The sequence below is a fragment of the Olivibacter sp. SDN3 genome, assembly GCF_014334135.1.
Lineage (GTDB): Bacteria > Bacteroidota > Bacteroidia > Sphingobacteriales > Sphingobacteriaceae > Olivibacter.
Map to the genome: position 1 here is coordinate 5324407 of NZ_CP060497.1, position 16076 is coordinate 5340482.

At 41.2% G+C, this 16076-nt stretch carries 10 protein-coding genes; 8 read left to right on the plus strand and 2 right to left on the minus strand.

The window, feature by feature from the left end; genetic code table 11:
- Positions 1-25: 25 nt before the first annotated feature.
- From H8S90_RS22420 to galB, 3 genes are read left to right on the plus strand one after another with little or no spacing between them, the layout of a single operon-like run.
- Positions 26-1612, plus strand: a complete 1587-nt coding sequence (locus H8S90_RS22420) for a RagB/SusD family nutrient uptake outer membrane protein (RefSeq protein ID WP_187340017.1) — start codon at positions 26-28, stop codon at positions 1610-1612.
- Between the two features lie 22 nt (positions 1613-1634).
- The gene (locus tag H8S90_RS22425) at positions 1635-2522 is read left to right on the plus strand and encodes a hypothetical protein (protein WP_187340018.1); all 888 of its coding nucleotides are present in this window, start codon (positions 1635-1637) and stop codon (positions 2520-2522) included.
- Positions 2522-4936, plus strand: coding sequence for a beta-galactosidase GalB (gene galB / locus H8S90_RS22430; RefSeq protein WP_187340019.1), 2415 nt, complete (start codon positions 2522-2524; stop codon positions 4934-4936). Before H8S90_RS22425 ends, galB begins: the two co-directional genes overlap by 1 nt.
- Positions 4937-4955: 19 nt before the next feature.
- Here the strand turns inward: galB and H8S90_RS22435 are convergent, their stop codons facing one another.
- Complete coding sequence (locus H8S90_RS22435) at positions 4956-6062, minus strand: Gfo/Idh/MocA family protein (RefSeq protein WP_187340020.1); 1107 nt, start codon at positions 6060-6062, stop codon at positions 4956-4958.
- Between the two features lie 69 nt (positions 6063-6131).
- Positions 6132-6353, minus strand: coding sequence for a hypothetical protein (locus H8S90_RS22440; protein WP_187340021.1), 222 nt, complete (start codon positions 6351-6353; stop codon positions 6132-6134).
- A 123-nt stretch (positions 6354-6476) separates the two neighbouring features.
- On the opposite strand from H8S90_RS22440, the gene H8S90_RS22445 reads away from it, so the two are divergent.
- From H8S90_RS22445 to H8S90_RS22465, 5 genes are all read left to right on the plus strand, one after another.
- The gene (locus H8S90_RS22445) at positions 6477-6662 is read left to right on the plus strand and encodes a hypothetical protein (protein WP_187340022.1); all 186 of its coding nucleotides are present in this window, start codon (positions 6477-6479) and stop codon (positions 6660-6662) included.
- Positions 6663-6814: 152 nt separating this feature from the next.
- The gene (locus H8S90_RS22450) at positions 6815-12124 is read left to right on the plus strand and encodes a translocation/assembly module TamB domain-containing protein (protein WP_187340023.1); all 5310 of its coding nucleotides are present in this window, start codon (positions 6815-6817) and stop codon (positions 12122-12124) included.
- Positions 12114-14420 carry a BamA/TamA family outer membrane protein gene (locus H8S90_RS22455; protein WP_255501700.1) on the plus strand — a complete coding sequence of 769 codons (2307 nt, stop codon included), beginning with the start codon at positions 12114-12116 and terminating at the stop codon, positions 14418-14420. Before H8S90_RS22450 ends, H8S90_RS22455 begins: the two co-directional genes overlap by 11 nt.
- Before the next feature lie 131 nt (positions 14421-14551).
- Positions 14552-15490 (plus strand): malate dehydrogenase, encoded by a 939-nt coding sequence (locus H8S90_RS22460; RefSeq protein ID WP_187340025.1) that lies wholly within the window; start codon positions 14552-14554, stop codon positions 15488-15490.
- Positions 15491-15493: 3 nt separating this feature from the next.
- The gene (locus H8S90_RS22465) at positions 15494-15934 is read left to right on the plus strand and encodes a retropepsin-like aspartic protease (protein WP_187340026.1); all 441 of its coding nucleotides are present in this window, start codon (positions 15494-15496) and stop codon (positions 15932-15934) included.
- Positions 15935-16076: the final 142 nt, after the last annotated feature.

Below are 16076 nucleotides of genomic sequence, written 5' to 3' on the forward strand. Positions count from 1 at the left end.
ATAAAAAACTTTAAAAAAGAAGGATATGAAAAATTTCATTATATCATTGCTATCAATAACATTGGCCCTTGGCTCATGCACCAAAGGGTTTTTAGATACGGAACCAATTACGGATTTAACCGATGAAAATTTTTACACGACGCCTGAAGATGCTTATACCGCTCTTGTTGGCTGTTATGACGGTTTACAGATCATCTGGGCGGAAGGTATCAGCCTACCTGTTGCCGCCGAAGTTTTATCCGACAACTGTTTTGGTGGCACTGGAAATGCAGATGGATTCGGCTATCAAATGTTGGATGAATTTGACAGGTTACGTTCTCCGGCCGATCAAAATATATTCGGTCCGAATTGGGAAGCCTATTACAAGGCCGTGTACCGTTGCAATGTATTGATCGGCAAATTGGATGACATTGAGTGGGGTAACGAAACCGATTTACGATTAATCTATGAAGCGGAAGCTCGTTTTATCAGAGCCTATCTCTATTTTGATATGGTTAGGCTATGGGGTAATATTCCACTTCTGACCGAACCTTCATCTGAAAATATTCCGCAGTCGACCTCCGAAGAAGTGTACGGAGTGATTGCCGGTGATCTGCAATTTGCCATTGGCCATTTACCTTCTACTGCCTATGCTGCACAATCGACCGACACTTACGGACGGGTAACCAAATGGGCTGCGGAAGGTTTAATGGGTCGGGTATTCTTGTATTATACCGGTTATTACAATCAATCGGACCTGGTTGGGCTAGTAGACCGTGGCACAGCATTAAACTATCTAGAGGATATTATCGCTAACGGTGGCTATGCCTTAGTAGAACACTATGCCAACCTGTGGCCAGCTTCACTGGAAGACTATGTCGGTGAAGACAACCAAGAAACCATTTTTGCTATCAAATACACTTACACCAGCGATTATGACGGTAACACAGACGGCAATCATTGGTTAGTGATGTTGGGTATGCGTGAACAATGGAGTTTCCCTTATGGCAATGGTTGGGGCGGAGCCACCGTAAATCCTAAGCTCTGGAACACTTATAGCGATGCAGACAGCAGAAAAGCAGCTTCCATTATCGCCATCCAAGAAGAGCAAATTAATTTCACTAACCAGAGCAGGCAAAGGGAATATACCGGATATTATAATAAAAAGTACACCCCCCTGGTGGATGAAGAAGGTAATAGCATCGCTGTGAACAACGGTGCCGTGAACTTTATGATCGGTCAGTTTCAGGATTATGTATCGATTCGCTATGCAGACATTTTATTAATGGCAGCAGAACTGGGAAGTGCAAATGCACAGCTATATTTTGACGCTGTTCGGCAAAGGGCGTATGGAGATAACTTCACGGCTTTGCCAGCGACACCCGCACGTATCATGAACGAAAGACACTTGGAATTTGCCTTAGAAGGCATCCGTTACTGGGATCTTTTACGGCAAGGTGTTAACCAAGCCGCTAACACCATAGCCGAAAACACCTTTGTATTAAATGGCGGACAACAAGTATCAAAAGTTATTAATGCCAGCAAAATAAACGAGACACAGGGATTACAACAAATACCCTATAACCAGATCAATTTATCGAATGGTGTACTGGTTCAAAATACAGGTTGGTAATTATTTTTTAAAAAAAGACATCATGAAACGCTTAAACTATAGTTGGTTGGTACTTATTTTCATAACATGTTTATGTACCTGTCAAAAGCAGACCTATACACTTCCTGAGGCCCTCGACAAATCGCAGATTACGTTTGAGGTTGTGCAGGATTTAGCAACCGATGCCGGCGGCAATACGGTTATTCTTATCAATAACACGGCAGAAACCATTTCCTATTGGGATTATGGTACCGGTCAATCTAACCGGCAGCGGGACACCGTTCAATTTGCTTTCAAAGGAACTTACGAGATTAAATTCGCTGCATTAACGGGCGGAGGACTCGTAGAGATGGATCCCATCACGATAGAAGTAACGGAAGATAATCTAAACTATGTGAATGATCCATTGTGGATAGCCTTATCCGGCGGACCTGGCGAGGAGAAAACATGGATACTCGATATTGACAATCACTTTTTCGAAGGCCCTCTTTATTTTTACGGCACGGATAACGGATGGTTAGAAGAAGGAGATGATGGTTGTTATGGCGACGACTGTTGGAATTGGAGCCCAGATTACGCCGGTAATAGTTGGCTAATGCCTTATGGCGATTATGGTACAATGACCTTTAGCCTTAAAGATGGCCCCTATATAACAGTTGAACACCTGATGCTTCCCAATCGAGGTACAGAACAGGGGACGTATAATTTAAACATACAAGATAAGACGCTGTCATTAAGTGGTGCGAGTCCACTACATGATAATGAGCGTGAAGGTTGCGTAGCCAACTGGGGAGATATTAAGCTAATGTCTTTAACTGAAAACACCATGCAACTAGCCGTATTAAGAAGAGCCTCCTGCGAAGGTGAAGCGCTATTGGTATACAATTATGTATCAAAAGATTTTGCCGATTCAGAAAACGATAGCGAGTAATGAAAAATCATCTGCTTCTCATACTTTATATGTTGGGTGCCTGTACGTTAGTAACACGGGCAAATAACAGGGAATATTTATCGCTTAACAAAAATTGGAGATTTGCCCTTCTGACTGACAGTGATGCTTACCGTCCCGAGTGGGATGACAGCCATTGGCGAAGCCTACATCTGCCACACGATTGGAGTATTGAAGGCAACTTCCGGGAAGAACATCCTGCCGGTTATGGTGGTGGTGCTCTCCCCGGGGGGATTGGTTGGTACCGCAAGACCTTTACTTTACCAAGCAGCGCAATGGGAAAACAAATCCAGCTAATTTTTGATGGCATATACCAGAATAGTGAGGTTTGGATAAACGGTCACTACCTAGGCAAAAGACCTAATGGCTATATCACTATTCGACACGATCTCAGTCGCTATCTCTATACTGACGGTAAAAAAAATCTGATCGCGGTAAAGGTAGATAATAGCAGACAACCCAACTCTAGGTGGTACTCGGGATCCGGCATTTACCGCAACGTATGGTTAAGCATTACTGAACCAAAAGCTTTAGTACCTGAAGAATTATTTATTTATACACCAAGGGTAAGTCTAGAAGAGGCAGTCGTTCAGTTGAAGATACCGGTCGTCAATCATACATCGCAGCAAGCTAACTTACGGCTCACTACTAAAATATATGATCCGGATGGAGCCGAAGTAGCGGCTGTAGAAACACCTGGCCGTTTGATCAACGGCAAGGACTCCCTTTTTTGGAAACAAGACATAGCCGTTCAAAAACCTCAGCTGTGGTCAACGGAAGAACCTCATTTGTATCGTTGCGTAAACCTTTTATATCAAGAAGACGAGCTTCTGGATTCGATATCCGCTAAGTTTGGTATAAGAGATTTTACTTTCGACCCTAGCAAAGGTTTTTTGCTCAATGGAAAGCAGCTAAAGATACAGGGGGTATGTAATCATCATGACCTGGGAGCACTGGGCGCTAAAGTAAATATAAGTGCAATAGCACGGCAGTTGACTATTTTGAAAGAGATGGGATGCAATGCCATTCGTACAGCACATAATCCACCAGCACCCGAACTCTTAGATTTATGTGATCAAATGGGTTTTATAGTCATGGTCGAAGCGTTTGATGTTTGGTCCAAAGAAAAAACAACTTATGGCTATCACGAAGATTGGCCTCTATGGTACAAACGCGACTTAACGGATCTCATCAAACGTGACCGCAATCATCCGTCTGTTTTTATCTGGAGTATCGGCAATGAAATTCCGGAGCAATGGGACAGTGTCGGTACAACTATTACCCAAGAGCTGGTATCGCTAGTCAAGAAGGTAGACGATACGCGACCTGTTACAATTGGTTTGAACGAACCAACGCCTAAAAACACGCTCTATCAGTCGGGAAAGTTAGATCTCGTGGGGTTCAATTACCACCACCAGGACTTTGAAAAATTTCCTCAAGATTTCCCGGGACAAGCATTTATCGGTACGGAGACCACTTCAGCCTTACAAACTCGAGGATATTATGAAATGCCTTCGGATACCGTTAGGCGCTGGCCTTATAAATGGGACGAGTCTTTTCTCGACGGTAATGACGACTTCACGGTATCAGCTTATGACCATGTTTCAACACCTTGGGGGTCAACCCACGAGGAAACCTGGAAGTTAATTAAAAAACATGATTTTCTTTCGGGCTTATTCGTATGGACCGGCTTCGATTATTTGGGCGAACCAACGCCTTATATCTGGCCTGCCAGAAGCTCCTATTTTGGTATTGTCGATCTAGCAGGTATTCCAAAAGATATTTACTACATGTATCAAAGCGAGTGGACAACAACGCCTGTTTTACACATATTTCCGCACTGGAACTGGAAAAAGGGGCAGCTAGTGGATATATGGGCTTATTACAATGAGGCAGATGAAGCCGAACTATTTCTTAACGGAAAATCGCAGGGTGTGCAGAAGAAATATGACGACAGTTTACACGTCAAATGGCGTCTAAACTTCGAACCGGGCACCTTGACTGTTATCACGAGAAAGAACGGTAAAACGGTATTAAGCCGAGAGATCCGTACCTCGGGCGGCGCTAATCGTATTGAACTGTCGGCACATAAACAAAACCTATCGGCAAATGGAACAGATCTATCATATATCACTGCAGTGATTACGGATGACAACGGCTCGCCTGTTCCTGATGCCAGTCACCTGATATCCTTTACGGTCGATGGACCGGCAAAGGTTATTGCAACCGACAATGGTAACCCAACAGATCATCAATCGTTTCAATCTTCTGAAAGAAAAGCCTTTCACGGTAAAGCGATCGCCATTGTCGAAGCACAAGAACAGACTGGCGAAATTGTTATTACCGCCAAATCTGACGGTCTTGAGACCTCGATATTAAGGTTAGTTGTCGAATAGTAGATTGAAGAATTTACGGCTAAAAAAGAATCCTTTCCCCTTTCTGGGCGGATTCTTTTGCCTTTTCCAATATTTCTACCACTAAAAGATTGTTTGATAAGGAAGAAAGATCATTTTCAGTGTTGTTATTACCTTCTAATACCTCTTTCAAATACACTAAATTATCCTTATAATAATCCTCCTTTAAATCGATATTTTTTTGGTTTTTCGGGCTTTCGTAGAGTATCAGCTTTTTATCATCCACTGCATGCAAAGATTTTTTTTCACCAAACACCTGCATGTCTTTGATGCTATAAGGCCAGTCCCACGAAGCCTGTATAACTGCTGTTACGTTAGCATACTCCAAAATGATAGTTGCATCATCGTCCACATTAGGATAAACCGCTGGTTTCAGCTGTCGCTTTGTGGCCGTAACGGCAACAGGCCTTTCTCCTTCCATCAACCACGTTAATAGGTTTGCGCCATAACATCCAAAATCCATAATAGCCCCTCCCCCATTTTTTTCAGGATCTGTTAACCAAGCCAAAAACTCCTTACTGCAACCTATCTCCTGAGGTCCTTCGTGTCCGTCTCTTACCAATACCTTTTTTACTTGACCGATAAAACCGCTATCCACCAACTGTTTTATCGTTTGATTAGAGCCGTACCAAGTTGTTTCATAATTTGTCAACACCCTAATACCATGTTTTTCTGCGAGGTCAGCGATACGTTTAGCCTGGGTAGTATTAATGGCTAAGGGCTTCTCAACCATTACATCTATCTTCAAAGGTGCACAGGTTTCCACTACAGATATATGATCTGCAATGGCATTATAGGCCAAGGCGATGTCTGGTTTCACCGCATTCAACATACCCTTCAGGTTATCATAGAACAACGTATCCGGCAGGTTATACGCTTTTTTGAAGCGGGTTATCAGCTCATTATTGTTTTCGGCAATGCCTAAGATGATAACTTCTTTGTTTTTATGTTGGTTAAGTATAAGATGAACATGATCGTGGCTCAGACCAACCACCACCACCTTTAATAAATCATTACCGAACGTTTTTGTTGTGGTTAAAGACATCATGCATAATAGCACCAGTTGATGTAGCAAATAAAATTTCTTCTTTGCAAACGAACGTATCATATCATTTCAGTTATTTCCGCCTAAGATAACAGTAATAACCGGTATTCATATAATAGTCGGTAATATACGCTACTGTAAGTGTTCTGGTCTTACAATATTTCTTACGATCCATTCCGTCTTATCGTCGAAAGTCGCTAATTCTAAAAAAACGGTGTAACGGTGTGCTCGCCCCTCTCTATCTTGAATGAGGACTTCCGCACTAAATTCGTTTTCCTCTGGCGGGCAATGCTCCTCAACTAACTCGTCAAGATGCGCGCAAACCCATTCTTTTATTTCTTTGTCGCTATGCATATATTTATGTCCAAATGACTATGATCTTAATAATACAAGTAAGCATCGCAATTGTTGGTGGGCAGGATTATAAATCTACCATAGTGCTAAACTTTTCTCCAAAAACACTGTTTTTAAAGTACTATGGAAGACAATAGAACAAATAGTAGCAAGACAGCAATTGAAGATAATTACCAGAAGAACAAGAACAATCCGGGCCCACCCCCCGAAGCTTTCAAAGAAGAAGACGACAAAGGCTCTGGAAAGTTTATCTTCTGGGTTCTATTGGCAATTATTGTTATACTTACGATAGCGTGGATTATATTTTAGTAAAATTGACCGTTTACCATTAAAATGGTAGGTATTCCAACTTTCTGTTTTAGTAAAGTTTAATACCTTTGCGCTATCTTTTTTCGTCTTTGAAAAAACCATTTATCAGGATATTAGTTAAGTCATATTAGAACATATTAATAAAACACATTTTGAACAAAGTTGGTAGAATTGCACTTAAGACTGTTTTATGGATTATTGGTAGTGTTATTGGTTTAACATTGCTAATTTTTATTTTAATACGAATTCCAGCTGTTCAGAACTTTGTTGTTCAGCAAGTAGTATCTTTCCTTGAAAAGAAAATTGAGACTCCGGTAAAGATCGCACGTGTTTCATTAGACTTACCTAAACTATTGGTACTTGAGGGCGTTTATTTTGAAGATCAAAAGCAAGACACCCTATTTTCCGGAGATCAATTAAAAGTTGATATAAGCTTACTTAAATTATTAAACAATAAAGTAGAAATAAATGAAATAGATTTAAGAGGTATCACGGCTAAGATTGACCGTACACTACCCGATAGTAGTTTTAATTTCGACTATATTGTTGAGGCTTTTGCGGGAGAAGAAGAAAAAGAACCGAAACCAGAAGATACCACGTCAACGATGGAGTTCTCTATCGACAAAATCAACCTTGACCGGATAAGATTTGTATATAAAGACGATGTGATAGGGACCAGTGCAGACTTTAACCTTGCACATTTTGATACGCGTATCAAAACCTTTGATTTGAATAATATGCGTTTTGAGATACCAAAAATCAATATCAAAGGAATTAATACAGCTGTCAAGCAATGGGCGGTAGCACAGGCAGCAGACGCTCCTTCGCCAGAGGACTTAGGTGTTGAAACCGCCACAAGTCCCGAACCGGAAATGCCCGATTTAAAGATTGGGAGTTTAAATGTTGAAGATATAAAAGTGGATTACGACGATGAGGTAGGGGCACTTCAGGCAAATCTGTTATTTAAACAACTTTTGGTGGATTTTAATGAAATTGATCTAAAAGGCGAGAACATTGACATCAAGCGTATTCTACTAGACGAAAATAATGCGCGTATTGCCTTTGGCAAAACAGCAGCAACAAGCCCTGCTACAACAGCAGTAGGCACAGACACCCTAACATCTACCGAACCGATGAACTGGAAGGTCAAGCTTGGAGATATTGAGCTAAATAAGAATCGCATCGCTTATTTTGACGCCAACCAGCCCCGTGTTAATAAAGGAATGGATTATGGGAACCTTGATATACAAGGCTTCGATTTAAAATTAGCTGACTTCTTTTTCGCCATCGACTCTATCAGCGGACAGTTAAAGCAATTGAATTTCAAGGATAGAAGTGGGCTTGCTATTAACCGCTTAGAAACAGACTTTGTTTATACGGAACACGGTGCTACGCTTGGTAACCTACACTTGGAAACACCACATACCTTGATTAGAGACTACGTAAAAATATCGTACGCCTCTTTAGAAACTTTAGCAGACGAAATTGGTGCGCTGTCTGTCGACGCGAATGTTAAACGAAGCAAGTTAGGTATGCAGGATGTTGTGTTATTAGTACCAGACCTTGATACTATGGAAGTTATGCAACCGCTTCTTACCCGAAGCTTTAACATTAACGGACGCGTTGTAGGTCGAGTTGACGACCTAAGGATACCCAATATCGAGTTTAGCACACTTGATCAGACAAAATTGCAGGCCTCTGCACATATAAAAGGATTACCCGATGTAGATAAACTCTATGCAGACTTACAGTTAAAAAACTTCACGACGGGTAAACGGGATCTCGACAGGTTGATAGCAAAAAGCATGTTACCTGACAGCATAGACCTTCCCCAGCATATTTCGTTACGCGGAGATTTTAAAGGTGGCATGAACAGCTTTAATACGGATATGCATTTGTTGTCATCCATCGGTAAAGCAGATCTAAATGCTAAATACCAAGCAGCTAAAGACACCACTTACGATGCTACTGTTGCCATTAGCGATATAAATGTGGGAGAGCTCATGAAGATGGATTCTACTTTAGGTAAAGTTTCGTTCACTGCCTCTGTTAAAGGTACTGGACTAGATCCCGCCAAGGCAATTGCTGCTATACAAGCCAAACTTATTAGTGCAGAAGCCGTGGGGTACACCTATACAGATATCAACTTAAATGCAAAAACGGATAACGGTAATATGGAAGCTACATTGGCTAGTGATGATCCAAACATTGATCTGGATATGCAGGCCTTCGCTAATCTTTCAGGCAAATATCCGAGCTTCAAAATGGATTTTATGGTGGACAGTATTAATACGAAAAATCTAAATCTCACTGAAGACAGTATTCGTTTCCATGGACAATTTACGGCAGATTTTGAAACTGCAGATCCGGATTTTCTAAACGGTCAGCTAGATCTGACAAAAGCCATCATTGCCTATAATAATGACCGTTATGTACTGGATACCATCAGCATCATCGCCAGAGCAGACTCCAGTCAAAACCTCATTCAGGTACGTTCAGAGTTTCTCGACGCCCATATGATAGGTTCCTATAAGTTGACGACCTTGGCCAATGCCTTTCAAAATGCCCTGGTAAAATATTACAATCCTAATCCGGAAGTAGCAGATGCCTCCGTTAGCCAGGCAGCTGATAGTATTCCGGCCTACCCTCCGACTGAGATGGAGTTTGGGTTAACGTTTCGCCGTTCGCCATTGATTATACGGGTCGTACCAGACTTAACGGAATTACAGCCCGTAACCTTTGATGGTAACTTTAACAGTGAGACAAACACCATCAACGTTAAAGGAGTAGCGCCGAAAGCAGTTTATGCGGGAACGGAAATTACCAATGTTAGTTTCGATATCAACACCTTTGACAGTACATTATATTATGCGGCATTGATTAATAATATTAAAGTATCCAGTATTGAATTAACGAACACATTACTCAGTGGGACGATAGCTAATAGTTTAATTGATGCCGGTTTGTGGATAAAAGATAGACAAGGAAAAGAGCAATATTATATTGGAGCCAACTTGCTAGCCGAAGCGGAAGATTTTATTTTTAGATTAAAGGAAGACGGCTTAATGCTGAACTACGATCAGTGGTCTGTCAACCCCGAAAATGCGATCAGCTTTGGTAAAAAAGGATTGTTGGCCTATCATTTTGACCTCACGCAAAATGGTCAGCAGATGAATATATCCTCGCAGGATTCCGTTCATAATGCTCCTTTAGCTTTAGATTTCAAGGATTTCCGGATAGAAACTTTCACTAACATGATTGAAAGTAACACACTGGTTCTTGGAGGTGGAATCGATGGAAACGCAACGGTAGAACGTCTAGACGCATCGCCGGTATTTACTTCTGATATCAATATCAACAACTTCTATTTCGGAACCGATACCATAGGTGATATTAATCTTCAAGTAAGTAATGCAAAAGAAAACACCTTTACTGCGAATATCGGTATTCAGGGAAATGGAAATGATGTTCAACTGAGCGGAGATTATGTATCTCCTCCGAACGCCGCATCTTCCATGGATTTTGTACTGGCCATCAATAACCTCAATATGAGCACAATTGAGGCCTTCAGTTTAGGCAATCTACGCCGCACAGCTGGAAGCATTAATGGTAGTTTAGCTATTAATGGAACACCTGATGCACCACGTATTAATGGAGACTTAATCTTTGACCAAGCAAGAATGAATATTTCCATGTTAAATGCTACATTCAGCATGGATCAACAGCGCATAAACTTTAACAACAATGGGTTAGCTTTCAAACAATTTACGCTAACGGACAGTGTAGGAAACAGTGCTGTCATCAACGGTGCGGTAAACACCAAGACGTATACGGATTTTACCCTTGCAATGGACATTAAGGCTGACGATTTTCAAGTACTGAATGCTACCGAGGCAGACAATGATCTTTTCTATGGAAAATTATTCATAGATAGCGACCTACGTATAAGAGGAGCTGCTACGAGTCCGTCAGTAAACGGAACCTTACGTGTAAACGGTAATACAGACATGACCTTAACTATGCCTGAATCAGACCCAGGGTTAGTTGAAAGGGAGGGTATAGTAGAATTTACCAGCCTATCATCAAGCACAGATTCCCAGATATTAGCGGTTTACGACACAACAGAGACAACAGATAATGCCATTCTGGGAATGAATATATCGCTCAATATCGATGTAGATAAAGATGCTGCCTTTACCGTAATTGTTGACCCGGGTACGGGTGACCAATTATTTATTAAGGGACAAGCTTTATTAAACTTTGGTATTACTCCAGGTGGAGAAATGACTTTAGCAGGCACTTATACTGTTGAGGAAGGAAATTACTCATTGTCCTTTAACATGATTAAACGTCGTTTTGATCTTAAAAAAGGAAGTACTATTGTATGGGGCGGCGATGTTATGCACGCACAACTCGATATGACCGCTATTTATCGTATACAGGCACAACCTATCGATTTAGTGCAAAATCAGGTAGCGGGGTCGAGTGCCAATTATTACCGACAACGTTTACCCTTTGACGTCAACCTACATATAGGAGGTGAGATGATGAAGCCGGAAATTTCTTTTGACATTGATCTTGGTGAAGGAGGAAATGCGTCTACCATACCACAAACGGTTACCCAAACTGTTGAATCGAAGTTAGCTCAGTTAAGGGATAACCCCTCGGAGATGAACAAGCAAACATTTGCCCTCATTGTTTTAGGCCGGTTCATTGCCGAAAATCCCTTCCATAGTGCTGGAGGTTCCAGTACAGAAACAATGGTTCGCTCGAGTGTAAGCAGCTTACTAACCAGTCAGCTGAACAAGCTGGCCGGAGATTTAATTGCCGGGGTAGAATTAAATTTTGATTTACAGTCTACCGCTGACGATTATAGTACAGGACAGGCACAGAATCGAACTGATCTGAATGTAGGTCTTTCCAAACGGATGTTGGATGACCGCTTGAAGGTGACGGTTGGTTCGAATTTCGAATTAGAGGGGGCACAGCAGCCGGGGCAAAACGCCACCAATATTGCTGGAGATATTTCCTTAGAGTATCAATTATCAAGAGATGGTAGGTATGTAGCACGGGTATATCGTAAAAATCAATATCAGGTAACTTTGCAGGGACAATTTATCGAAACCGGCTTGGGCTTCATCATCAATATGAGCTATGACGAGTTCAAAGAACTCTTTATGAGTGCTAGACGATTACAACAGTTTAATGAAGAGCGGGAAAAAGAAATTAAAGAACAGATTACCAATGGAAACGGTAACGGTAAAAATAACGACCAGGATTCCATTGATCAGGAGCCCCAACAGAAGCAACCGCTGGAAGATGATGAGGATTCCGCGGATGATTTTGATACAACAAACCATCAAGACGATAACCAGGGAGCCGTACATTTCAATAAAGCATATAATAGAGATGATGAGGAAGCCATCGAAAATGTTGCAGAAAGGACTGATAATGAAAAATAAGTATTTAATTGTAGGATACGCTATATTGACCCTTTTATTGGCTTCTTGCAGTAACATCAAATACTTAAAAGAAGGAGAAGACCTTTATGTGAAAGGTGAAGTCACTGTAAACAACGACTCGTTACCTGATCGATTTAAAGAACCGCTTACGGAAAGTCTAGAGGGAATTTTAAGACCCCGCCCCAACAAGAAGTTCTTAGGACTACGCCCAAAATTGTACTTCTATAACATCGCTGGCGAACCGAAAAAAAACAAAGGGTTCAAACACTGGCTGAAGAACAAAGTGGGTGAAGAGCCTGTGCTTTTACAAGACGTAAATGTGTCTTATAATGAAAATTTAGTTCGAAATCGCTTGGAGAATATCGGCTTCTTCAATGCCTATGTAGAAACGGATACAACAATAAAAAGCAGAAAAGCAACACTAAATTATACAGCTACCACCAACCGCGTATATCGTATTAATAAGGTAACCTTTGAGGCAGATACCACTACTGAAATTGGAAGGGAACTGAAAAACGCCCAAGAAGGGTCGTTGCTTAGACCAAGAGGCACCTATAATCTTGATCGTATTATTGCTGAACGGGAACGAATTGATAATGTTTTGAAAGACAAGGGATATTATTACTTCAGTCCTGACCACATCTTGGTACAAGTAGATAGTATGGTGGGCGATCATAAAGTAGATATGAATGTCAAGTTAAAAAATGCAACTCCTGCAATAGCTAAAAAGCCATATACGATCAATAATATCTTTATTTACCCTGAATATTCTTTATTACAGGGAGATTACGAGCTTGGTACGCCTCAGGATGCCGAAGAATACCGGGGCTACTATTTTATCGATCCCAATCAAACCTTTAGGAAATTTGCGTTGGCAAGAACCATGTTTTTTAATAAAGGCGATCTGTATAACCGGGATAAGCAAAACCTCACTATTGGGCAGTTGGTGGGTATGGGAACATTCCGTTTTGTAAAAAACAATTTTGTGCCGGTTGACAGCGGTAAGACTAATAAATTAGATGCGCATTATTACCTCACACCGCAGCAAAAAAAGGCGGTAAGGCTTGAACTCTTAGGAAAAACAGCAGCCGTTTACAATGGTTCTGAAGTTAATGTAAGTTGGAGCCATCGAAACGCATTCAAAGGAGCTGAGCTTTTTCGACTTACCGCATATGGTGGATACGAGGTACAATCCGGTGGAGGGATAAACATTAACTCCAATTTTTATCGTTACGGTTTAGAAGCTTCCCTTACCTGGCCTAGGGTTATAGCGCCCTTTCGGTGGGAACCTACCCGAAGGTTTGTACCGCATACAAGAACACTATTGGGCTATGAATTTTTAAACCGCCGTCAGGCCTATCGCTTAAACTCATTACATTATGCTTGGGGGTATACCTGGCAAGAGTCTGCAAAAAAAACGCACGAGTTAAATGTGTTGGATATCGCCTATGTTCAACCCGTAAATGTTACGCCATTTTATGAAAACCTGGCCGACAGCCTCCCCTACTTACAGCGGGCAATAGACAGGCAGTTCACCTTTGGTCCGAATTACAAATTCACCTATACCAATACGATGGAAACCGACAGAAAACACACCAGCTTTTTCTCGGGCGGTTTAGACTTATCGGCCAATACCGTAGGTTTAATTTTAGGATCCAATAAAAGAGCGGGTAACGTGGATAGTATATTTAGTGCAGCTTTTTCGCAGTTTATTAAAACAGAAATTGAGTATAGGCATTACATGAAACTCGGGTTGAACAGGCAGCTGGCCGCGCGCGCATTCTTTGGTTATGGATATTCGTATGGCAACTCCGATCAACTCCCCTATGTCAAACAATTTTTTGCCGGCGGTCCAAACAGTTTGCGTGCTTTCAGAGCGCGCGCCATCGGTCCTGGTTCCTTTAATCCAGACAGAATAGGAAATGATTTCTTTGTACCCGATATGACGGGTGATATCCGTTTAGAGTTCAACTTAGAATACCGGGCAAAAATTGTAAGTATACTAGACTGGGCGGCATTTGTTGACGTTGGTAATATCTGGTTGCAAAATGCTGATACGTTACGTCCGGGAGGACAGTTTACACGTGATTTTGCTAAAGAGCTAGCTGTTGGAGGGGGATTGGGTATCCGTTTAGACCTTACCTTCTTAATATTAAGAACAGACTTCGCTATACCTTTGCGGATACCTTACCTCCCTGAAAACGAAAGGTGGGTGTTTAATAAAATAAACTTTAGAGATCCTGACTGGCGAAGAAACAATATCGTTTTTAACCTAGCGATTGGGTATCCTTTCTAGTGGCGCTGAAGGTTAACTTATTTAATAATAACATTGCTTTTGATATTCCTTTTTGCTATCTTACCAAAATAGCTTCGTAAGCTAAAAAAATTAAAAAAATCATTTTAAACCCTAAAAAGGAGGTTCATCTCATGAAAATAACCGTAGTAGGTGCCGGAGCCGTCGGCGCAACAGCAGCTGATAATATTGTTAGAAAAGAACTCGCAGAAGAAGTTGTTTTATTGGATATAAAGGAAGGAGTTGCCGAGGGCAAGGCTCAGGATATCTCTCAAACCGCTTCACTATTAGGTTTTAACTCAAAGATTACTGGTGTAACCAATGCCTACGATAAAACGGCGGGTTCCAGTGTAGCGGTTATTACTTCGGGCATTCCGCGTAAACCCGGTATGACAAGAGAGGAGCTTATAGGTACGAATGCAAACATTGTCAAGTCGGTTGCCGAAAATCTATTGATACACTCCCCAGAGGTTATATTGGTAGTAGTATCCAATCCAATGGATACGATGACCTATTTAACATTAAAAGCTACCGGTTTACCAAAAAACAGAGTTATAGGTATGGGAGGGACATTAGATTCTGCTAGGTTTAAATATCAGATCAGCCAACATACCGGCGCCTCTCCTGCTGATCTGAATGCCATCGTTATTGGTGGCCATGGCGATACAACCATGATTCCGCTGATAAAACATGCTACTTGGAATAGTTTGCCGGTAACACATTTTTTATCTGAAGAAGCGCAACAAAAAGTTGTTCAGGACACCATGGTTGGTGGAGCTACCTTAACCAAGCTGATAGGCACATCTGCGTGGTACGCTCCTGGCGCAGCAATTGCAATAATGGTAGAAAGTATTATTCGTGATCAAAAAAGACTTTTCACCGCATCAGTATTGCTGGAAGGTGAATATGACCAACAGGACATTACGCTTGGTGTACCGGTAATTATTGGAAATAAAGGTGTGGAAAAGATTCTACCACTTGATCTAAATGAAGATGAAAGAACCAATTTCGCTGAAAGCGCAAAGGCAGTGCGTCATATGAATAATGTTCTAACGGAAACAAGCATACTATAGTTAATGATTAAGATACCCCTTGCATTATTGAATTTACAAGATGATGGCTTCCACCTACTGGTGGACGTTATTGTTTTTAACAAGTCCTTTAAAGCTGTTCTTGACACCGGTGCTTCGAAAACGGTCTTTGATAAAAGCACCGTTGAAAAATATATAGGAGCAGAACAATTAAAAATGAGTGATAAGGTTTCAACGGGTTTGGGCACCACGAGTATGGAAAGCTTCACCCTAAGCCTACCCGACTTTCAGATAGGAGACTTTCATCTGAAAAATTTCGAAATTGCTGTATTAGATCTTTCTTCGATTAATTTCGCTTATGAAAACCTATCGGTAGATCCGGTAATAGGAGTTGTGGGTGGCGATATTCTTACGCAATACAGAGGAATAATAGACTATGGAAAGATGTCGCTGACCCTAAAGCAGCGCAACCGTAAACAAGATTAAAAAAAGGCACGCTTCACAGCGGGCCTTTTCAATTTTAACCAAACCTAATTTACATGAATTCTATTAAATCTAACGCTTTAACGTTGATACAAATATAATCTGCTTATATTAAGCTTATTTTAATAACACATTATGCCTTTAT